Genomic DNA, 23,083 nt, shown 5'->3' with positions numbered 1-23,083 from the left:
CCGCGTCACCGGACCAGCGTCCGGTCGGCGAGCGCCTGCACCCGGTCGAGGTCGTCGTCGATCTCGGCGGGTGGGGGTGCGTCCGGCAGCAGGTCCTCGATGCGTCGCAGCGGGCGGTACCGCAGCCCGAGCACACCCCAGACCACCAGCACGACGCCTGAGGCGACCATCAGTCCGGCTACCCCGGCATGGGCGTTGTTCGCGGTGAGCGGATCGAGTGCGCCGACCCTGCGGGCGGCCGGGCCGAACAGCTCGTCGGCGAGCGGGCCGGCGGTCAGGAAGCCGAGCGGCTGCATGGCCGTCGCCAGCATGACGTTGATGGCCAGGACCCGGCCCTGCAACTGCTGGCCGACCTTGGTCTGGATGATCGACAGCCAGTGGGCGTTGCCGATACTCATGCAGGCCAGCCGGATGAACAGGCCGATGGCGATCACCGCCACCGAGGGCCAGGCCCCCATCAGCAGCACCCCGGCGCCGGAGCCGACCACGAAGGCGAGCATGCCGGTGGCCCGGCGTGCCGTACCGCCCCAGCCGATCACCACGAGGGCGCCGACCGCCGCGCCGACGCCGCCGATCGCGCTGACCAGGCCGAGGTGTGCGGGGGAACCGATCGACAGGACCAGCGGGGTGAGCGCGACCCACATGAGGGCCGTGAAGTAGTTGACGACGGCGAAGTAGCCGATCATCACCAGCAGGGGCCGGCGGCGCAGGACGAACAGGAGACCACCGGTGACCGCCTTCGCGAACGGCTCCTGCTGGGTGAAGAACAGCCGGTTCGGGAACCGCACCACCAGCAGCGTGACGACCCCGACGGCGAAGGTGGCCACGTCGACCACGACGACGGAGGTCAGCCCGGACAGCCCCATCAGCACGCCGCCGAGGATCGGCCCCAGCACGGTGCCGACGCCGCCGCCGATGTTGGCCAGCCCGTTGGCCTGCGGGAGGTAGGGCTTGGGCACCAGCTGGGCGATCGCGGCCAGGTAGGCGGGCTGGTGGAACGCCGTCGCCAGCGAGGTCACCCCGACGATCGTGCAGACCGCCACCAGGTCCAGCCGCTGCATCGCGACCAGCACGGCCAACAGTGCCATCGCCGCCCCGCTGACCAGCTCGCAGCAGAGCATGATCCGCCTGCGGTCGACCCGGTCGGCGAGCGCCCCGCCCACCGGGGTCAGCAGCATGGCCGGCACCCGGGCGAGCAGCACGACCAGGGCGAGGTCGACGACCCGTCCGCTGCGCTGGTAGGCCCAGACGCCGAGAGCGAAGGCGCTCAGCTCGTTGCCGATCTGCGAGACGGCCTGGCCACCGGCCACCGTGTAGAAGGCGCGCAGACCACGCCGGGCCTGCTCGCCGCCGACCGGGACGTCGTCGACTCGCGCCGGCAGGTCCCCGGCGGCCCAGCGGGCGAGCCGGGTCCGGAGCAGCTCGGCCGCCTCGGCCGCCTGGTGGCGCAGGAAGTAGTGCCCCGCCTTCGGCAGCACGGCGAGTTCGACGCGGTCGCCGAACGCGCCCCACTCCCGGTACCGCTCCTGGTAGAGCTCGGTCGCCGGGTCGCTCGACCCGACGATGCACAGGACCGGGGCGGACGGCCGAGGCGACTGCCCGGCCTCGGCCTGGAGCCTGGTGCCGAACCACGCCTGCGCCTGCGCGGCGTCGTGTCGCAGGGCGCGCAACGCCGCCGCGCTGGCCTGCTCGTCCATGTCGTCGAGCAGGCCACCGGTGGCCCGCAGGGTGTCCCGGTACAACCGGTCGGCCACCCAGCGCTCCCGCGGGAACCGGCGCTGCAGCCAGGCCGACAGCCGGCCGGGCAGGCGGGCGGCTGGGAAGCTGCCGGCCACCACCACGCCCATGACGCTCCTGCCGTCCGCCTCGAGCCGGGCGGCGAGCGCGGTGGCAACCGCCGAGCCGACGCAGTGCCCGTACACCGCCACCGGGCCGGAGACGGTCCTGGCGATCTCGTCGGCGAGCCGGGCCACGATCTCGTCGACGGTGCAGAACGCCTCGTCCGGCCGGGCGGCGTCGTGTCCGGGCAGCTCGACGGCGCGTACCTCGATCGCGATCCCCGGCCCCGCGGCCAGCTCGTTGGCCAAGGGCTGAAAGACCGCGGCCGAACCGCCCCCATAGGGCACGCAGATCAGCGTCACGTCCGGCGGGCCGTCGGTACGCGCCGGGGAGAGCCGGTGCAGCAACCCGGCTTCGCCGGCCTGCTGACCAGCCCCGGCGTCGAGGTACGCGGCCAGCTGTCGCACGGTCGGGTGCAGGAAGAGGTCGATGACCCGCAGCCGCTCGTCGAGCAGCCGGACCGCGCGGACCGCGGTGAACGAGTGACCGCCGAGGGCGAAGAAGTCGTCGTCCACCCCGAAGTCGGCCACGTCGAGCACCTCGGCCCACACCGCCGCCACCCGCAGCTCGCTCGGCGTGCCCGGGGCCCGCACCGCGGTCGCCGTGGCGGCGGGGGACAGTTCCGGTGCCGCGCGGCCGATGTGATTGCGGGCCGGCCGTGTGCCGCGCCCGTCGGGCCCCGCAGGGATCGGCCGGACCGGCGCGTCCACGTCGGCCAGCATCCCGGCCAGCAACCGCTGGAAGTCGGCCGCGATCCCGTCGACGGTGCTCGGATCGAACAGGTCGGTCCGGTAGGCGAGGCCACCGAGGTAGCTATCGCCATCGCTGACCAGAACCATGCTGAGGTCGAACTTCACCCGATCCGTCGTCGCGCGGGCCACCGTCACGTCCAGGCCGGGGATGCGCGGCGGCGCGGCCGGCTGGTCGAGCACGTTGAGCAACACCTGGAACAGCGGCGTCGCGGCGACGGACCGGTCCGGCTGGAGCCGTTCGATGATCCGCTCCAGCGGCGTCTCGGCGTGGGCGAACGCGCCGAGCACCGTCTCGCGGACCCGGTTGAGCAGTTCCCGCACCGTCGGCTCGCCCCCGAGGTCGGTCCGCAGGACGAGGGTGTTGACGAAGCAGCCGACGGTCGATTCGACGTCCGGGTGATGGCGACCGGCCTCCGGCACGCCGACCGCGACGTCGTCGGTGCCGGCGAGCCGGCCGAGCAGTTCCTGCCAGCAGGTCAGCAAAACCATGAACGGCGTGACGCCCACCTCGGCCGCGACCCGGCGCAGCTGCTCGACGAGCCCGGCGGGAAGGGCGAACCGCAGGTGGTCGCCGGACCAGTCGGCCACCGCCGGGCGGGGCCGGTCGGTCGGCAGGGCCAGCACCGGGGGCAGGTCGGCGAGCCGTGTGCACCACCAGTCGAGGTCCTCGGTGCGCTGGCGGCCGACCAGCCAGGCGGCGTAGTCCGCGTACTGCACGGGAGGTGGCAGGGCCGGCGCGCGGCCGGCCACCCGGTCGACGTAGGCGGCGGCCAGGTCGGCGCCGATGATGCCCCGGGACCAGTTGTCGGTGGCGATGTGGTGCACGGTGAGGGCGAGCACGTGGTGGTCGGGGGTGATCCGGAACAGGGTGGCCCGCAGCGGGGGCTCCCGGTCGAGCGCGAACGGCCGCTGCAACTCGGCCGCGCAGGCCGCGTCGACCCGGTCCGCCGGGATGTCCACAATCGGGACGGGCAGCCGCTCGGCCGGCACCGGCACGGCCGTCGGGATGCCGTCCCGTTCCTCGATCAGGCTGCGCAGCACGACGTGGCGGGCCGCCACGTCGTGGACCGCGAGCGCCAGCGCGTCCGCGTCCACCGGGCCGCGCAGCCGCAGCACGAGATCGGTGTGGTACGCCGGACCCGGCTCGAGCAGGTCGAGGAACCAGAGCCGGGCCTGGGCGGAGGAGAGCGGCGCGGGCGCCTCCGGATCGGGCCGCATGGGGATGGGCGCACCGCCGAACCCGTCGCCGGCGCGGGACTGCAGCACGACGGCGAGATCCGCGAGCACGGGGTGCTCGAACACGGTCCGCACGGGTACGTCCCGGCGCAGCGCCTCGCCCAGCCGCCCAGCCGCCCGCACGGCCGCGAACGAGTGCCCGCCGACGGCGAAGAAGTCGTCGTCGGCGGCCACGTCCGCGAGGTCCAGCACCTCGCTCCAGATCCGTGCCACGAGCCGTTCGGCCGGGCTCGCCACCGGCCGGCGTACCGGTGGCGGCGGGGCGGCCGCGGCGGGCAGCGCGGCACGGTCGATCTTGCCGTTGGCGTTGAGCGGTAGCCGATCCAGGACCGTCAGCGAGGTGGGGACCATGTAGTCGGGTAGCCGGTCCCGCAACGTCCGGCGCACCACGGCGACGTTCAGTTCGGTGCCCGGCTCCGCGACCAGCCAGGCGGCGAGCCGGCGATCCAGGCCGGCACCGACCGGCAGCACCACCGCCTCGGCCACCCCGTCCAGATCACGCAGGGCCGCGGTCACCTCGCCGAGTTCCACCCGATGGCCACGGACCTTCACCTGGTCATCGGCCCGGCCCCGGAACTGCACGGTGCCGTCGGGGCGTACTCGCAGCAGGTCGCCGCTGCGGAAGCACCGGACGCCGGTGCCCAGCGGGTCGGGGCGGAACCGGCTCGCCGTCAACTCGTCGTCGCCGAGGTAGCCCCGGGCGATCTGCGGCCCGCCGATCATCAGCTCGCCGGCCACGCCGGCCGGTACGACGGCGCCTGCCCGGTCGACGAGGTAGCCCACGACGCCGGGCAGCGGCGTGCCGAGCGGGACGTAGCCGACCCGTTCCGCCAGCGGGATCCCGGCGACGTCGCAGGTCATCGAGATCATCGTGCTCTCGGTGTGCCCGTAGTGGCTCTGCACCCGCAGCCCCGGGCGGGCGCGTTCGACCCGCTCGACGAGCGTCCACGGACACGCCTCACCCGCCAGGATCAGCAGCCGTCGGGGCAGCACCGCGGCCAGGTCGCCGTGCCGGGCCAGCAGCTCGAGGTGGCTCGGTACGCACTTGAGCACGTCGACCGGATGCTCGGCGAGGTACGCGGCGAACGCCTCCGGGTACATCGCCGTGTCCCGGTCCACCAGGTGCACCGTGCCACCGGTGGTCAGCGCGCCGTACACGCAGGTCAGGCCGAAGTCGGCGGCCGGGGTGGAGACCACCGCGAACGAGGCGCCCGCCACGTCCCCCAGCCGCGGCAGCATGCCGGCCAGGTAGTGGGCCACGTTGCGGTGCTCGACCGCCACGCCCTTCGGGGCGCCTGTCGACCCGGACGTGAAGATCACGTGGATCAGGTCGTGCCCGTCGACGGCGACCTGCGGCCGGCCGTACGGCCGGCCGGCGACGGCGTCGTCGACGGTCAGCACGGTGACGCCGGGCAGGTCCCGGCCGAGGCCGGGTTCGGCGAGCAGGATCCGCGCACCCGCCGCGCGGAGGATGCCGGCGGTCCGCGCCGGCGGGTAGGTGGTGTCCATCGGCAGGTACGCCCCGCCGGCCTTCATGATCCCCAGCACGGCGCAGGCGACGTCGGTGCCCTGCTCGAGCAGTATCCCGACCGGCTCGTCGGCGCGTACGCCGAGGGACAGCAGCCGGTGCGCGAGCCGGTTCGCGCGCTCGTCGAGCTGCCGGTAGGTCAACAAGCCGGTCGACCCGACCACGGCGACCGCGTCGGGACACCGGTCGACGTTCTCCTCGATCTGCCGGTGCACCGGCCGGTGCGTGACCGGACCAGCCGCCGGTCCGGCCAGCACCGGGCCCGCCACCAACTCAAGTGGTACCTCGGCGACGGGCCGGTCGAGGTCCGCCGTGACCCCGTCCAGCAGTGCCACGAACCAGCGGGCGAGCCGCTCGGCGGTGCCGCGGTCGAACAGGTCGGTGCGGAAGGCCAATCCGCCCCGGTAACCGGCGGCGACCCGGGACAGGGCGAGGTTCAGGTCGAACTTGACGCTGCGTACCGGCGGCGCGGTCACCCGTACGGCGAGGCCGGGCAGGTCCGGCGCCGGTTGCAGGTCGTCCAGCACGTTGAGCATCACCTGGAACACCGGCGAGGCGTCCAGGCTGCGCCTCGGGGCGACCCGCTCCACGATCCGCTCGAACGCCACATCCGGGTGGGCGAACGCCTGCAGCACCGTGTCCCGGACCGTGGCGAGCAGTTCCCGTCCCGTGCCGACCCCGGTGAGGTCGGTGCGCGCCACCAGGGTGTTGACGAAGCAGCCGACGACCCGTTCCACGCCGGGGTGACGGCGCCCGGACTCCGGCACGCCCACCGCGACGTCCGCCGTGCCCGCCAGTCTGGCCAGCAGGGCCTGCCAGCAGGCCAGGAACACCATGAACGGGGTGCAACCGGTGACCCGGGCCACCTCCCGCAGCCGTGCCGTCAGCTCGGGCGGCACCTCGACGGGCACCTCGGCGCCGTCGTCCCCCGCGGTCACCGGACGCGGCCGGTCGGTCGGCAGCTCCAGCACCGGCGCCAGCCCGGTCAGCTGCCGGCACCACCAGTCGAGGTCGGCGGCGGAGGTGTCCGGCCGGCTCCCGGCCCAGGCCACCACGTCGGCGTACTGCAGGGCAGGCGGCGGCGGAGCCGGCCGGGTGCCGAGCCGCGCCGCGTAGCACCCGGCGAGGTCGTCGAGCACCACGGCGGTGGACGTCGCGTCCATGGCGATGTGGTGAAAGGTCAGCGCCAGCACGTGGTGCTCGTCGGCCACCCGGAACAGCGCGGCGCGCATCGGCGGCTCGTCGGCGAGCGCGAACGGGCGGGCGGCTTCGGCGGCGACCGCCGCGTCGAGCTGCCCGGCGTCGACGTTCACCTCGACCACCGGCACCTCGGTGACCGGTCGCGGCCAGGCCCGGGGCTCCCCGTCGACCTCCCGGTACACGCTGCGCAGGATGTCGTGCCGGCCCGCGACGTCGCGGACGGCGTCCCCCAGCGCCGCCGCGTCGAGGCGCCCGGTCAGCGCCAACACCACCGGCAGGTTGTAGGCGTGCCCGGCGGGCTCGAACCGGGCCAGGAACCAGAGCCGGGCCTGCGCGGGGGAGAGCGGAGTCGGACCCGCGTCGGCGGCGCGAGGCGGGATTCGCTGCGCCGGCTGGGTCGTGCCGTTGCGCAGCGCCGCCGCGGCCCGGCGTTCCAGCAGCTCGCGTACGCGCCGCTGGGCGGGGGTGGTCACGGACTCGGTCATGGCGTGCTCCCGCCCGGGGTGAGGTCGTCGTCGGCGATGCTCGCCAGCGCGATCCGTTCCAGTTCCGCCGCGAAGTCCCGCAACACGGGTCGGTCGAACAGGCAGCGCACCGGGATCGGAAACTCGAGGGCCTCCTGCAGGCGGCCCACCACCTTCGTCGCGGCGAGCGAGTGCCCGCCGAGGCCGAAGAAGTCGTCCAGCGCGCCGATCTGTGCACAGCCGAGCACGTCCGCCCAGGTCACCGCGACCAGCTCTTCGACGGCGGACTCCGCCGCGACCGCCGGCCGGGCCGCGACCGCCGGCGCGGGCAGCCCGCCCCGGTCGACCTTGCCCGTCGCCGTGGTCGGGAACGCGTCGAGCGACACCCAACGGTGCGGTACCGCGTAGTCGGGCAACCGGTGGCGCAGCCGCTTTGCGACCCGCTCGACGTCCACCGTGGCCGGGGTGAGGTAGCCGACGAGGTGGGGTTCGCCCTCTCCTTCGCGGACCACCACGACGACGGCGTCGGCGACGCCCGCCGTGCCGCGCAGCACGTTCTCCACCTCGCCGAGTTCCACCCGGTTGCCGCGGATCTTCACCTGGTGGTCGGCGCGGCCGTGGAAGTCCAGCACACCGCCGTCGCGCCAGCGGACCAGGTCGCCCGTGCGGTAGCAACGCTCCCCGCGGAGCGGGTCCGTCACGAACGCGTCGCGGGTCAGGTCAGCGCGGTTGCGGTAGCCCCGGGCCACCCCGGCGCCACCGACGTACAGCTCGCCGACCGCGCCGGGCAGCGCCGGCTGCCCGAACGGATCGACCACGGTGAGCAGCGCGCCGCGGATCGGCCGGCCGATCGGCACCGGCCCGGCGCCCGTCAGGTCGTCGCCGGTCACCCGGTGGGTGGTCGCGGTGACGGTCGTCTCCGTCGGGCCGTAACAGTTGCGCAGGCTGGCGACCAGGGGAACGACTTGCCGCGCCAGGGCCGGATCGAGTGCCTCACCACCGGCGAGTACGTGCAGCGCCGGCAGCACGGGCAGGCCGGCGGCGAGCAACATCCGCAACGTCGTCGGCGTCGGGTTGAACCGGGTGGCACCGGTGGTGACCAGCCGCTTGACCAAGGCGTGGCCGTCCACGGCGCAGTCCCGGTCGGCGATCGCGCAGTGCGCTCCCGCGGTCAGCGTGGTCCAGATCTCGCCGGTCGCCACATCGAACACCAGTGGCGCGACGGCCAGCCAGGTGTCGGTGGGCCGGACCTCCATGACCTGCCGGGAGGCGCTGACCAGCGCGTCGAGGTTGGCGTGGGTGACCTCGACGCCCTTCGGCCGGCCGGTCGAGCCGGAGGTGTAGAGGACGTAGGCCAGGTCGTCGCCGTCGGGGGCCGGCGGCATGGTGGCCGGACCGGGGTGGGGCGCGTCCAGGTCCACGACCGTCAGCTGCGGCAACGCGCCGCGCGCGACATCGACCGCGGCGCCGCGTGCTGCGACGACGCGCACCCCCGCGTCGGTGGCCAGCTCCGCGAGCCGCTCGGCGGGATGGTCCGGGTCCAGCGGCAGGTACGCCGCCCCGGCCCGCCACACGCCGAGCAGCGCTCCGGGCAGGTACTCGTCGCGGGGCAGGCACACGCCGACCACGTCGCCCCGGGCAACCTTCGCGGTCAGCAGCGCGCCGGCCGCCTGGGCCGACCAGTCGACCAGGTCGCGATAGGTCAGCCGGCCGTCCGGCGAGCTGACGGCCACCGAGTCGGGGTGCTCCTGCGCCCGCGCGAGCACCTCGGTCACCACGGTCCCGGCCTTGGGCAGCGGGTCGCCCGTGCCCCAGGCGAGCACCGCGGCCCGCTCGGCGTCGTCCAGCACGGTGAGCGCCGACGGCGGCGCGTCCGGGTCGGCGGTGAGCCGGTCCAGGAGGGTGACGTACCACCGCGCCCAGCGGGTGACCGTCCGCCGGTCGAACAGGGCGGTACGGAAGACCAGCCGACCCTGGTACGCCGCGCCGGCATCGACGAGATCGAGGTTCAGGTCGAACAGCGCGGTGCTGACCGGCTGTGGCACCAGTTCGACGTCGAGCCCACCGAGCATCACCTCTGCCGGCCGCTCCAGCAGGTTCACCATGACCTGGCACACCGGGGTGCTCGCCGGGTCCCGGTCCGGTGCCAGCCGCTGCACGACCTCGTCGAACGGCGTGTCCGCGTGGGCGAGCGCGTCGAGCAACGTGCGCCGGGTCCGGGACAGCAACTCGTGTCCGGACCGGACGTCGTCGCGCAGGTCCGCCCGGATCGCCACGGTGTTGACGAAGAAGCCGATCATCTCGGCCAGTTCGGCGCCGCGGCGGCCGTTGTGCGGCACCGCCACCGCCAGGTCCCGTACGCCGGCCAGCCGGGCCAGCAGCAGCTGCCAGCCGGCGAGCAGCACCGTGAACGGAGTGCTGCCGCTGGTGGCCGCCAGTGCCCTGATCCGGCTGGTCAGCTCCGCCGGCAGCCGTACGTCGACCTCGTCGGCCGGCCAGTCGGTGCTGGCGGGCCGGTCGGCCGGCAGCCGCAGCGCCGCGGGTAGGTCGGCGAGCTGCTGCTGCCACCAGTCCAGGTGCCGCGCGCGGTCCGCCGGATCGAGCCCGTGCTCCCAGGCGGCGTGGTCGGCGTACTGGAGGGCGGGTGGCGGCGGCCAGTCCTCGGGCCCGGTGCGGTAGAGCAGGTCGAGTTCGCTCAGCAGCAGCTGCTGGGACACCGCGTCGGTGACGATGTGGTGGTAGGTCAGCACCAGCACGTGGTCGGCCGGCGTGACCCGCAGCAGCACCGCCCGCATGGGCGGCCCGGTGTGCAGCTCGAAGGGCCGCCGCACCTCGGCCGCGACGGCGCTGTCCAGGGCGTGCTCGGCCACGTCGACGGTGGACACGGCCACCTGTTCGGCCGGCCCAACGACGGCGACCGGTTCGCCGTCGAGTTCGGTGAACCGGCTCCGCAGCACATGGTGGCGCACGGCGAGCCCTCGTACGGCCCGGTGCAGCCGCGACTCGTCCAGGGCGCCGCGGATCCGCAGCACCGTCGGTGCGTGGTAGGCGGTGCTGTCCGGGTCCAGCCGGGCGGCGAACCAGAGCCGCCGTTGCGCCGACGAGAGCGGGGCCGGCGCCGAGGGGTCCGTGCGGGGGACCAGTGGCGGTTCCTCGGCTGCCGCCTCGACGGCCAGCCGGGCGGTGAAGTCGGCGAGCACCGGGTGGTCGAACAGGGTGCGCACGGTGATCCGGCGGCCCAGTGCGGCGTGCAGCAGGCCGACCACCCGGGTGGCCGCCAGCGACCGGCCACCGAGCGCGAAGAAGTCGCTGTCCGGGCCGATCTCGTCGACCTCCAGGCAGGCGCGCCACACCTCGGCGACGACCGTCTGGGCCGATGACAGCGGTGCGGCCGGGGCGGCGGCAGGCGCCGGGACCGCCCCGAGCGCACGCCGGTCGAGCTTGCCGTTGGGCAGCCTGGGGAGCGAGTCCAGCGGGTGCCACCGGCTGGGCACCATGTAGCCGGGCAGCAGCTGCCGCGCGCGTCGGTCCACCGCCGCCGGGTCGACCGTCGCCGGAGTGAGGTAGCCGACCACGTGGGCGTCCACCCCGTCGGTGACGACCGCGACGGCGGCACCGGTCACCTCGGGCAGGCCGCGCAGCACGGATTCGATCTCGCCGAGCTCGAACCGGTTGCCCCGCACCTTCACCTGGTCGTCCGTGCGGCCGAGGAAGTCGAGGGTCCCGTCCGGACGCCACCGGACGAGATCCCCGGTGCGGTAACAGCGCCGGTCGGGACGGACCGGGTCGGCGACGAACGCCGTATGGGTCAACTCGGGTCGCCCACGGTAGCCGCGGGCGACCCCGGTGCCGCCGATCCACAGCTCACCGACCGCGCCCGGAGGGGCGAGCCGGCCGGCGGCGTCCATCACGTAGAGCCGCGCGCCGGGCGTGGGAGTGCCGATCGGCACCCGGGTCGCGGTGGTGTCGTACCGGGTCACCCGGTGCGCGGTCGCCGCGACCGTGGTCTCCGTCGGCCCGTAGCCGTTCCACAGCTCGCCGACCAACGGCAGCACCCGGCGGGCGAGCACCGGTTCGAGCACCTCGCCGCCGAGCAGCAGCCGCAGCCCGGGATCGCCGCTCCAGCCGGCCGCGAGGAGCATCCGCAGGCTCGTCGGCGTCAGGTCGACGAGGGTGACCCCGGTGTCGGCGATCTGCCGCGCGAGCTGGTGACCGTCGACCGCGCAGTCGCGGTCGGCGACCACGCAGCGGGCGCCGGTGGCGAGCGGCCACCACAGCTCCTCGGCGGACACGTCGAAGGCGAGCGGTGCGATCGCCAGCATCGCGTCGTCCCGCGTCAGCCCGGGAGATCGTCCCCGGGACCGGACGAAGGCAGCCAGGTTCGCGTGGGTTATCTCGACGCCCTTCGGCTGCCCGGTCGAACCGGACGTGTACAGCACGTAGGCGAGCGCATCGCCGCCCGGCAGCACCAGGTCGACGGCTGGGCCGGCGCCGCCCAGGTCGTCGGCGTCGACCAGGACCGCCGCCGGCACTGCGGCGACGACCGCCGCGCCGACCTCCCGGGCCGCACCCCGGGCGAGCACGACCCGGACGCCCGCCTCGGCGCCGATTCGGGCCAGCCGGCCCACCGGCTGGTCCGGGTCCAATGGCAGGTAGCCGGCTCCGGCGCGCCACACAGCCAGCAGCAGGGCCGGTAACAGCTCGTCGCGGGGCAGGCACACGCCGACCGCGTCACCGGGCCGGACTCCCGCCGTGACCAGCGCGCGGCCGACCTGGTCGGCCCGGCCGACGAGCTCCGCGTACGTCAGCGTCCCGCCCGTGGCGCACACCGCGACCGCGTCGGGGGTCCGCTGCGCGTGCCCGAGCACCGCCTCGGGCACACCGGCCGCGTCCGCCCCGGGCAGGTCTGCGCCGGTGCCCCAGGCGAGCAGTTCCGCCCGCTCCTCCGGTGACACCAGCTCGAGTGCGGAGAGCGGCACGTCGGGCGCGGCGACCACCGTGTGCAGCAGGTGCAGCAGCGAGCGGGTGAAACACCGGGCCCGGTCGGCGGAGAGCCAGGACGGGTCGTGCTCGATGATCAGCTCACCGCCGTCGACGTGCTCGTTGATGAAGACGGTCAGCGGGTTGTGGCTGCCGCCGGTGGGCAACTCGCCGAGCAGGTCGAGGCGTACCCCCGGCCCGTGGGCCGACACCGGCAGGTCGGCGGGCTGCACCGCGATCGACACCGGCGTCAGCGGTACGCCGGCCGCGCGCTCACCGGACCACAGGGCGGTCAACTCGCCGACGGGCAGTCCGCGGTGGTCGATGGCCCGGACCGAGGTGTGCATGGCCTCGCGCAGGAACTCCTGGAACGACCGGTCCGCCGCCGGCCGCAGCCGGACCGGGAGCACGTCGACCAGGGGGCCGACCGTGTGCTCGAGCTCCGCCAGGTCACGCTGCGCGGCGGCCATCCCCAGCAGCACGTCCGACCCGTCGACCAGCTCACCGACCAGCACACCGAGGGCCGACAGGTACACCGCGAACGGGGTGACCCCGGCGGTCCCGGCGAGCGTACGCACCGACGACCGCAGCGACTCGGGAAGCGCAACGGTGATCCGGTCGCCGAGGAACCGCTGGGCGCCGTGCGCGACCCGATCGAACAGTGCGTCCGGCGGCGCGGCCCCGGCCAGCTCCGCGGTCCAGTACCGGACCCACCGGTCCCGCTCGCCGTCAACCTCGGCGAGCGCGCGTTCGCGCAGTGCGACGTCACCGATCTGCGCCGCCGCGGCCGCCTCCGGGAGCGGGTCGCCGTGCTGCGCCGCGCCGACGGCCGCGGCGAGTTCTTTCATGATCACGCCGATGGACGCGCCGTCGGCCGCGATGTGGTCGGAGACCACCACCAGATCGGCGAGGTCGTCGGACCACCGGAGCACGGTGATCCGCAGGAGCGGCCTGTCGGCGCGCAGGTCGAACGCGTGCCGTGCCGCCGCGGTCACCAGTTGGGCGGCCCGCTCGCGGCGGGCCGTCTCGCCGAGCCCCCGCAGATCGTGCACCTCCAGCGGCACCGCGGCCGCCGGCCCCACGAGCAGCACCGGCTCACCGTCGTGCTCGCGGATCGTGCTGCGCAACGCCTGGTGCCGGACCACCAGCGCGTCCGCCGCCGCCTGCAGGGCCGCCCGGGAGAGCGCGCCGTGGCAACGCAACCGCCAGGCGACGGTCGTGGCGGTGCCGGTCGAGCCGAGCTGGGCGAGCGTCCACAGGTCTCGTTGGGTGTTGGTCAGCGGATAGCGGGTGCGCTCCGGCCGGTGTGCCAGTTTCGCCGTCGGCCGGGTCGCGGCGGCCCCGTCCAGCCGTCGCGCGACGGCCGCCACCGTGCCGTCGGCCAGGAACTCCTCCAGCCTCACCGCCCGCTGCGTGATCTCCCGCAGCCGGGCCACCGCCCGCGCGGCGGCGAGCGAGTGCCCGCCGGAGTCGATGAAGCTGTCGTGCACGCCGATCCGGGGCAGACCGAGCGATTCCGCGATAACCTCGGCCACCAGGCGTTCCGTCTCGGTGGACGGGTCGACGTACCCGACGGATTCGTCCCGGTCGAACGCCCAGGCCGACAGCGCCGCCCGGTCGGCCTTGCCGGTCGTTCCCAGCGGGATCGCGTCGAGCACCGCGATCCGGGACGGGACCAGGTGCCCGGGCAGCCGTCCCCGCAGCCATTCGCGCAGCGCCGATTCGGGTACGCGGTCGCCGGCCGGCTCGACGAAGCCGACGAGCCGGCGCTCGCCGGACTCGTCGGTCGGCGCGAGGACCACCGCGTTGCTGACCCCCGGGTGGGCGAGCAGCGCCGCCTGCACCTGCCCGGGCTCGACGCGGAAGCCGCGCACCTTGACCTGATCGTCGGCGCGGCCGACGAAGTGGTACACCCCGTCGAGGCGGCGGACCAGGTCACCGGTGCGGTAGTGCCGCACGCCGTGCTCGTCCCGCACGTACCGGCGTTCGGTCAGCTCGGCCTGCCCGAGGTAACCCCGGGTCACCAGCGCGCCGCTGACCCACAGCTCGCCGGTCTCGCCGTCGGCGAGGGGCCGGCCCTGCTCGTCGCGCACGGAGAAGGAGGCGCCGGGTAGCGGGGAGCCGATGGGCGGGTCCCCGCGCTCGTCGCGGCCGACCTCGTGGCACGAGCAGTTCACCGTCGCCTCTGTCGGCCCGTAGCAGTTGACCACGCGGCGCACGCCCTCGTTGCGGTAGAGGCGGTCGACCAATGCGCGCGGCAGTGCCTCGCCCGCGATGGCGACGGTCCGCACCGAGCCCGGCAGCGGCGTTCTGGCGAGCACCGAGAGCACGGAGGGGACGCCCTGCACGAAGGTGACCTCGTCGCGGGCGTCCAGCGCCGGCAGGGCCAGCAGGTTGCCGGCGAGGATGAGGCTTCCGCCGGTCACCAGCGGGGGGAACAGCTCGGCCACCGAGGCGTCGAAGCAGACGGAGGCCGCGCCGAGCACTCCGCGCAATTCTTCGTCCGAGTAGGTCCCGCCGGCCCAGCGCAGCAACGCGAGCACGTTGCCGTGTTCGACCTGGACCCCCTTGGGGCGGCCGGTGGACCCGGACGTGTAGATCACGTAGGCGAGGTCGGCGCTGCCGCCCGGGACGCCGGTGGGCGCGCTCCGCGCCGGGTCGACGCCCGTGGTGGTCAGCACCGGGACCGTCGTGTCGGCGAGCGCGGGTGGCCGTGGCTCGTCCGTCACCACCAGGGACAGGCGCGCGTCCTCGGCGATCGAGGCGATCGGCGCCGGGGGAGACGCCGGGTCGAGCGGCACGTACGCGCAGCCCGACTTCAGCACGCCGAGCAGCGCCGGTACGAGCCATGGTCCGCGGCGCAGGCACACGCCCACCAGCTCACCGGGGGTGAGCCCCCGGTCGAGGATCGCGTGCGCCACCGCGTTGGCGGCCCGGTCGAGTTCGGCGTAGCTCATCCGCCGGTCGCCGACGACCAGCGCGCAGCGCTGCGGTGTCCTGCCCGCCTGCTCCTCGAATGCCCGATGTACCCGGTCGACCGCGTCAAGATCTGCCCGCAATCCGCCGCCCCCCAGCCCGTTCTCGGATCGCCCCGCGGGCAGATTGAACTGGCCTGGACCCGGCCCGGTCCATGAACAACGGACCGGAACTTTCGGTCCGGAAGTTCCGGTCAGCGGCGGACGCCCGAGCCGGCCTGGCCCGCCGTGACCCCCATCGCCTCGTAGAGCGACCGCGCGTGCCGGCGGTACGGCGCACCCTTGGCCTGGTCGCCGGCGTCGTCGTAGGTCGCGGCGATCCCGTCCAGCGCCCGGGCCTCCTCGTGCGGCTCCTGGGTGAGCCGGGCGAGGTCGCAGGCGCGCAGGTAGTGCGCCAGAGCCGCGGGGCGGTTGCCGCTGGCCCGGGCGATGTCGCCGAGACCGTTGTTCGCCAGCGTCTCCAGCGGACGGATGCCGGTCTCGACGGCGATGGCCAGCGCGGCCTCCTGGTACCGGCGCGCGGTCCCCGGGTCACCGAGGTGCAGGTGCACCAGCCCGAGGTAGGCCAGCGCGTATCCTTCCGCCTCCCGGTGCCCGACGGCCCTGCTGACCGCCAGGGACCGGTCCAGGTGCTTGCGGGCGGCCTGGTAGTGGCCGAGGGCGCGGTAGACGTCGCCGAGGTTGTGCAGCGCGATCGCCTCGCTGGGCCGGTCGCCGTGGGCCTGCGCGATGGTCAGGCAGTCGGCGTAGCACCGGAGCGCGGCGTCCAGCTCGCCCTGGCGCTCGTGGAGGAAACCCAGGTTGCTCAGCGACCGCCCCTCGTTCAAGCTGTCGGCCGTCTCCCTGGCCAGGGCGACCGCCTGCCGGAGGTGGCGTGCCGCGGGCTCGTACCGGCCCAGCTGAGCCTGCACGACCCCCAGGATGTTGTACGCGCGCCCGGCGACGGCCGGACTCCCGTCGACCGCCAGGCACTCGGTGAGGTGTTCCACCGCCTCGTCGTAGTGGCCGAGCCGGGCGCATACCGTCGCCAGGTCGACCAGCGCCTGCTGCACCCCGACCGCGTCCGCGGCGGCCCGCGCCTCGGCGAGCGCGAGACCGTGGAGAGTGCGCAGGACGCTGTAGTGGCCGTGCACCCGCAACGCCTGCCACAGCACGGTGGACAGGTCCCGCGCGTAGCTGGTGCCCTCGGCCTGGCGCATGCCCGCCGACTGCTCCGCGACCGCCAGCAGCGTGGGCAGTTCCGTGGCTAGCCAGGCGGCGGCATCCTCGGGCCCGGCGAACGAGCGGTCGACCGCGGTGACCGGTGTGAGCAGGGGCCGGCGGTTGGGATCGGGCGGCGCGATCAGCTCCGCCGCGGCGACCGCCCGCGTCAGGCAATGCTCGGCCAGCCGGCGGACCGGCTCGCACCAACGATTCCGCGGCGCGGCGCCCGCCAGGCCCCGGGCGTAGTCGCGCACCAGGTCGTGGAATTCGTACCGGCCGTCTGCCCGGCGCTCGAGCAGGTGACCCTCCACCAGCAGGTGAAGCAACCGGCGGGCCTCGGGGACCCGGACACCCAGCAGGGCCGCCGCCGCAGCCGGCTCCCAGTGCGGGCCGGGATGGAGGCCGAGCAGCCGGAACGCGTCGGCGACGTCCCTGGGCAGGGTGCGGTAGGACCACGAGAGCACGGCGGGTAGGGAGGTTCTCTCCTCCTCCGTCGTCAGCGCGTCGAGGCGGTCGCCGGCCGAGCGCATCGCCGCCGCCAGTTCCGACAGTTCCCGTTCGTGGCCGAGCCGCTCGGCCACGATCCGCAGGGCCAGCGGGAGCCCGCCGCAGCCCGACACGACATCGGCGACGTCGGCCTGGTCGGTGCCCAGCCGGGCGGCACCCGCCAGCCGGCCGAACAGCGACCGCGACTCGACGTCGGTGAACAGCGGCACCGTCACCCGGTGCGCGTCGTTGCTGATGGTCAGGCCGTGCAGCATCGTGCGGCTGGTCACCACCACCACGCAGCCGGGGTGCCCGGGTAGCAGCGGCCGTACCTGCTCGGCGGAGCGCGCGTTGTCCAGCACGAGGAGCACTGAACGGGTGGCCAGCACGCTGCGCAGCAGGGCGGACCGCTCGTCGAGGTCCGCCGGCACCTCCGCCGCCGGTACGTCGAACGCCCGCAGGAAGGACCGCAGCACCTCACTCGGCTCGGCCGCTGTGCCGGGACCGTATCCCCGCAGGTTCGCGAACAGCTGACCGTCAGGAAAGTCGGCTCTGCGCAGCTGTGCCCAGTGCAGCGCCAACGAGGTCTTGCCCACCCCGGCCATGCCCTCCAGGACCGCGACCACGACCCCCTGCCCGCGTTGTGCGCACAGCGCGTCGAGCCGGTCCAGTTCCGGCTCTCGTCCGGTGAACGAACTGCTGGCGGCTGGCAGCTGGGCCGGCGCGGGTACCACCGCGGCGCCGGGGGCCGGCAGCCGGGTCGCTTCCGGACAGTAGTGCCGGACGAACTGGTGCACCTGGTCGCCCCGAAGGCCGAGACCGACGGCGAGCGCCTCGACCGAACGCCGGCGGGGTCGGGGTACCCGACCTCGCTCGATGTTGCTGATCCCCCGCACGGTCAGCCCAGTGCGTTCGGCCAACTCCTCCTGGGTCAGGCCAGCGACTCGGCGCAACTCGCCCAGCAACGACTTGTCTTGCTGACCGGTCACGTCACCATGCTAGACCCGTGACCGAGGGCGGGCGGTCCGTGAGATCAACCGGCGGCGATGGTGACTTTCTCGCTGCCGACCAGCCGGCATGCTTCCCCGGCGAAGTGGTTAGACCGATCGTTCGACCGCATTCCGGGACCCGCCCTCAGGCCACGGTGATCCGCACCGGGTCGCCGTCGGGTCCGCCGGAAATCCGCACGGTCACCCGCCCCTGCGCGCCGTGCACGCTGCCGCGGCTCGCGGTGATCGGCCGGTCGGTGGCCAGCACCACCTCGTCGTCGCCCTGGGTCGGGCGCAGCAGCACCGTGTTCCCGTCGCGGGAGACCAGTTCGCAGGTCGTCTCCACCAGCGTGGCGGCGCCGACCCGGATTCCGTAGGGCAGGATCAGCCCGGTGCGGGCGGGCACCCGCAGCGGCCGGCCGGCCAGCACCGGGACGCCCTGCCAGCTGAGCGTGAGGGTCACCGCGGACGGTGCCACGTTGACCAGGTGCAGCAGCCGCTGCCCAGCCGGGTCCACGGTGGAGGTGAGGACGAGACCGGGCCCGTCGGCGTTGGCGGCGAGCCGTTGGCCCACCCCGAACCGCGCTACCGCAGCGCGCCAGAAGTCCAGGTCGCAGGGCACGTCGGCAGCGATCACGAGAGCTCGCCCGGCGCCCACGGCGACCTCCACCGCGCACGGCTCGCCGGAGCCGATCTCGACGAGCACGGGCTCGGCGGCGGGGCCGGCCAACCGCTGTGCGTAGCCGACCCGGGCCTCGGCCGGGCCCGCCGCCCAGCCCTGCCCGACCACTGACGGGAAGGACTGCGGCCCGTCGTCGACGCGGCCGGTGAAGCTCAGCCCGAGCGCGTCGGCGAGCAGCGTGCACCGGCTGCCGTCGTGGTCCCGCTCCGGCAGCACGCCGTGCAGCAGCAGCCGTCCGCCGCCGCGCAGGTGCTCGACCAGCCGCTGCTGCACCTCCCGCCCGAGCGTGGCGGCGCTGGCCAGCGCGATCACCGGCGGCGTGTCCGCGGGCAGCGGCGACTGGAGGTCGACGGCCGGGAACGAGTAGCCGGCGAGCAGCAGCGCCCGGGCGAGCACGTCGCGCGGACCCATGCCGCGGAACCGTTCCAGGTCGGCGACCTGCGCGGCCCGCGACGCCGAGGTCGGGTGGTGGTATTCGGTCAGGTAGTGGTCGGGCACGAAGCCGAGCGCCAGGCCGTCGTTCTCCTCGTCGGAGTCGGCGAGCAGGTCGGCGACCCCACGTACGGCGTGCAGGGCGCGTCGGGCCGCGGCGTAGGTCGGGTTGAGCCGCCCCTCCGGGTCGACGGGCGCGGCGAATCCGTGCCGCTCGCCGGTGAACGCGATCCGGTCGTTGCCGTCGCCCACCGGCTCGGCCAGCGGCGGGTTGTATCCGCCGGCGAACAGGTAGAGGTTGAGCAGCCGGTTGCCCTGCGCCACGCAGAGCCGGGTCTTCAGCTCGATCGCCTCCGGCGGGTAGAGCGTGGACAGGTCCTGGCCGTAGTCGCCGTTGCCGGCCTCGAACTCCAGCGACATCGGCGGCTGGTGGGCGTCGTGCACGGCGGCCAGGAAGGCGTTGCTGACGTACAGGTCGGCGACGTTCGTGACGGTGAGGTCGCCGAGGTAGTAGTCCGAGCCGGAGGTGAGCTGCGGCTGACCTCGGTAGGCCTCGAAGAGCTGGCTGATGCCGATCGGGAAGGTCCGGCCCCGCCCGCCTCCGGTGCCGTGCACGTTGATCAGGAACGGCACGCCGGTCACCCCGTGCCGTTCGGCGGATTCGCGCAGCGCGACCACGTACCGCCGGTACCGGTCGCGCATGTAGCGGCCCAGATCGTCGTGGACCGTCAGCGACCGCGCCTCGGCCGGGGTGCGCAGCGCCGCCGCCCAGGCGTCGGGGTCACCCGGGTCGGCGCCGATGCGCTCGGCCGCGACGTCCTTGCCGTACCGGTCGACGGCCCAGCGCCGCAGGTCCTCGCAGACGACGTCGGTGAGGTCGGGGGAGTTGGTCACCCAGGACAGCATCCCGATCTCGTTGTCCAGCTGGACGCCGATCACCGGCCCGCCGCGGTCGGCGAGGCGCTCGGCGATCACCGGCATCACCTGGGCGTACCAGCCGTCGGCCGCGGCCAGGAACTCCGGGGCCAGGTAGTCGATGGTCCGGGTTTCGACGGTTCGGCCGTCCCAGGTGGTCGGCAGCAGGTGCGGGTGCTCGTCGTACAACCGGTAGGGGATGCCTTCGTTCTTGATCTCGGCCATGATGAACGGGCCGGGCCGGACCAGCGCGTACAGGCCGCGCTCGTGGGCAAGGTCCAGGAAGCCGGCGAGGTCGCGCTGCTCGTGGGTACGACCGGTCAGGTCCACGCTGCCGTCGGGCAACTCATGCCACAGCCAGGGCACGTAGGTCGCCACGGTGTCGCCGCCGCACTCCCGCAACCGGTCGAGGCGGTCTGCCCACTCCGTGCGGGGCAGCCGGAAGTAGTGCACCTCCCCGGCGAGCAGCAGCCGGGGACGACCGTCGATGACGATCCTGCGGTCGTGGAGAAGAACGCTCGACATGCGGGGTGACTCTTCCTCTCGGCGGATCTTCAGGCGGTCCCTCTTGTGATCTGGCGGACGCCTGCTTATGGTGCCCTGAAACCGGTTACCGTCACGCACGTTACGGATAGAGGAAGCCATGGGCAACAGTCGGGTCACGGTTCGGGAGATCGCCCGGCTCGCCGGAGTCTCGGTCGCCACGGTGTCCCGGGTCTCCAACGGCACCGGTCAGGTGTCGGAGGAGATGCGACGACGCGTCCTGGAAGCCATCGAGGAGCATGGCTACCGGCCGGACCACCTCGGTCGAGCCCTCGCGGCGGGCCGGCACGGCGCGCTCGGCCTGGTCTTCCCCGGCCTGTCCGGCCCGTACTTCACCGAACTGATCCAGGGCTTCGAGTCGGAGGCCGTCCCGGCGCGGGCCAGCGTGCACATCCTCTGCACGCATCTGCGCGAGGACTCCGACGACCAGGTGCTGGAGATGGCCCGCCGCGTCGACGGCATAGCCGTCATCGGCGGCACCATCTCCGAACCAGCGCTGCTCCGGCTCGCAGCGACGGTGCCGGTCGTCGTCCTGGCCGGCCGGGGCCCGGACACGGTCTCCTCGGTCAGCGTCGACAACGCCCCGGCCATGACCCGGCTGACCCGACACCTGCTGGTCGACCACGGCCTGCGCGAGCTGGCCTTCGTCGGCAACCCGGACGGCTCGCCCGACGTCAGCGAGCGGTGGGCCGGCTTCCGGGCGGCGTACCGGGAGGCGGACCTCACCCCGCCCGCCGAGCCGGTCCGGGTCGCCATGCAGCAGCCGGACGGCGTCCTGGCCGCCGAGCGGCTGCTCGTCAACGGCGCCGCGCCGCAGGCGGTGGTGTGCGCCAACGACGAGATCGCCATCGGCGTCCTCGTCGGGGCCCTCGGCCGGGGGCTGCGCGTGCCCGAGGACCTCGTCATCACCGGCTTCGACGACGCGCCCATGGCCGCCCTCGTCTCCCCGTCGCTGACCACTGTGCGGCAACCGATCCGGGACCTGGCCGCCGAGGCCGCCCGGCAGATCCTCAACGCCGCCGGCGACCCCCACGCCGCGGCGCCCGAGAGCATCGTCCTCCCCACCGAGTTCGTCGTGCGTCGCAGCTGCGGCTGCCCGGCGCAACCCCCCACTGGAGGTACCGGCAAGTGAAACGATCGAGACTAGCCCGGATCGCCGCGGTCGCCGCGGCCGTCGCCCTGGCGACCGCCGGGTGCACCGGTACGGAGCAGAAGTCCGGCCCCGGCACCGACGGCCGGATCGCCTACCTCGACTACGGCGACTTCGGCGGCGGCAGCAACCCGCAGGCCAACTACAACCCCTACCTGGACGCCAGCCGGCTCGGCGCCACCGAGTACGTCTTCGAGCAGTTGATCACCTACGACAACTACGGCTGCCAGGCCAAGCCCTGGCTGGCCACGGAATGGACGTGGAGCGACCCGAAGACGCTGGTCTGGAAGCTGCGCCAGGGCGTGAAGTGGAACGACGGCAAGCCGTTCTCGGCCGACGACGTCGCCTTCACCTACGACATGCTCAAGCAGCACAAGGCGCTCGACACCAAGGGGATCTGGCGGTACCTGAGCGCGGTCGAGGCGACCGACCCGCAGACCGTCACGATGCGGTTCGCCCAGCCCGGCGCGGCGGCGTTCACGCTGTTCGGCGAGATCAAGATCGTGCCCAAGCACGTCTGGTCCACCGTGGGTGACCCGGTGACCTTCCCCAACGCGGAGAAGCCGGTCGGCACGGGACCCTTCACCGTCAAGGCCTTCAACCCCCAGCAGCTCACGCTGGGCCGCAACGCCGACTACTGGCAGGCCGACAAGGTCAAGGTCGACGAGCTGCGGTTCCACAAGGCCGACGGCGGCGGCCAGATCGACCAGCTCAAGCTCAGCCGCGGCGAGTACGACACCAACGCGATGTTCGTGCCGGACATCAAGAAGGCGTACGTCGACCGGGACCCCGAGCACAACAAGTACTGGTTCCCCTCCGGCGGCTCGATCAGCGTCTACATGAACCTGACCAAGGCGCCGTTCAACGACACCGCCTTCCGCAAGGCCCTGGTGCCCGCGTTCAACCGGCAGGAGATCGTCGACAAGGCGCAGCTCGGCTACGTCAAGCCGGCCAGCCAGACTGGCCTGGTGGTCCCCGGGCAGGCCGAGTGGCTGCCGAAGGACATCCCCAACCAGGGCGTGGCCGGCTACGACGCGGCCCGGGCCGACGCCGACCTGACCGCCGCCGGCTACCCGAAGAACGGCGCCGGCAAGCGGGTCGGCAAGGACGGCAAGCCCATCGCCTTCAGCTTCCGGGTCCCCGGCTCCTGGACCGACTGGGTACAGGCGCAGCGCATCATCGTGGCGAACCTGAACGCGCTCGGGTTCACCGTGCGGGCCGAGACGCCCACCCCCGAGGCGTACGAGAACGACCGGGCGATCGGCAACTACGACATGCTGCTCGGCGTGCACGGTGGAAGCTGCAACATGTTCCGCAACTTCCAGGAGCCGCTGGCCAGCGACCAGTCCGCACCGATCGGCAAGAAGGCGGTCAGCAACTTCGTCCGCTGGAACGATCCCCGCACGGACCAGTTGATCGACACCCTGCGCACCGCCACCGACGAGGCGGGCCAGAAGGCCGCCGTCGCGGATCTGACCCGGGTCATGACCGAGCAGGTGCCGATGATCCCGCTCTGGTACGGCGCCAAGTGGTTCCAGTACCGCACCGCGAAGGCCACCGGCTGGCCCAGCGAGGAGAACCCCTACGCCGCGCCCAGCGACAACCTGCTCATCATCACCAACCTGCGGCCCACCGGAACCAACGCCAAGTAAGCCGATGGCCGGCCGGCGCGCACCCGCACGCCGGCCGGCCCGTCCCCCGGAAGGGAG

Annotated in this window: 6 protein-coding genes; 2 read left to right on the top strand and 4 right to left on the bottom strand. The window is 73.9% G+C overall.

Annotated elements, in window-relative coordinates; genetic code table 11:
- Positions 1-5 precede the first annotated feature (5 nt).
- From RMN56_RS29675 to RMN56_RS29660, 4 genes are all read right to left on the bottom strand, one after another.
- Complete coding sequence (locus tag RMN56_RS29675) at positions 6-7,040, bottom strand: non-ribosomal peptide synthetase/MFS transporter (RefSeq protein WP_313721154.1); 7,035 nt, start codon at positions 7,038-7,040, stop codon at positions 6-8.
- Positions 7,037-15,058, bottom strand: coding sequence for a non-ribosomal peptide synthetase (locus RMN56_RS29670; RefSeq protein WP_313721152.1), 8,022 nt, complete (start codon positions 15,056-15,058; stop codon positions 7,037-7,039). Before RMN56_RS29670 ends, RMN56_RS29675 begins: the two co-directional genes overlap by 4 nt.
- 110 nt (positions 15,059-15,168) lie before the next feature.
- Complete coding sequence (locus RMN56_RS29665) at positions 15,169-17,652, bottom strand: ATP-binding protein (RefSeq protein WP_313721150.1); 2,484 nt, start codon at positions 17,650-17,652, stop codon at positions 15,169-15,171.
- Positions 17,653-17,797: 145 nt separating this feature from the next.
- The gene (locus RMN56_RS29660) at positions 17,798-20,206 is read right to left on the bottom strand and encodes a beta-galactosidase (RefSeq protein WP_313721149.1); all 2,409 of its coding nucleotides are present in this window, start codon (positions 20,204-20,206) and stop codon (positions 17,798-17,800) included.
- A 118-nt stretch (positions 20,207-20,324) separates the two neighbouring features.
- Here RMN56_RS29660 and RMN56_RS29655 point away from each other — a divergent pair, with 118 nt between their 5' ends.
- Both RMN56_RS29655 and RMN56_RS29650 read left to right on the top strand, forming a co-directional pair.
- Positions 20,325-21,356 (top strand): LacI family DNA-binding transcriptional regulator, encoded by a 1,032-nt coding sequence (locus tag RMN56_RS29655; RefSeq protein ID WP_313721148.1) that lies wholly within the window; start codon positions 20,325-20,327, stop codon positions 21,354-21,356.
- Entirely contained in the window at positions 21,353-23,026 is a 1,674-nt protein-coding gene (locus tag RMN56_RS29650) for an ABC transporter substrate-binding protein (protein ID WP_313721147.1), read from the top strand. Before RMN56_RS29655 ends, RMN56_RS29650 begins: the two co-directional genes overlap by 4 nt.
- Positions 23,027-23,083 lie beyond the last annotated feature (57 nt).

Origin of the sequence: Micromonospora halotolerans (assembly GCF_032108445.1) — a bacterium.
In the GTDB taxonomy this organism is placed as follows: Bacteria; Actinomycetota; Actinomycetes; order Mycobacteriales; family Micromonosporaceae; genus Micromonospora; species Micromonospora halotolerans.
Note: the sequence above shows the minus strand (reverse complement) of the source record. Positions and strands in the feature narration are given on the sequence as shown.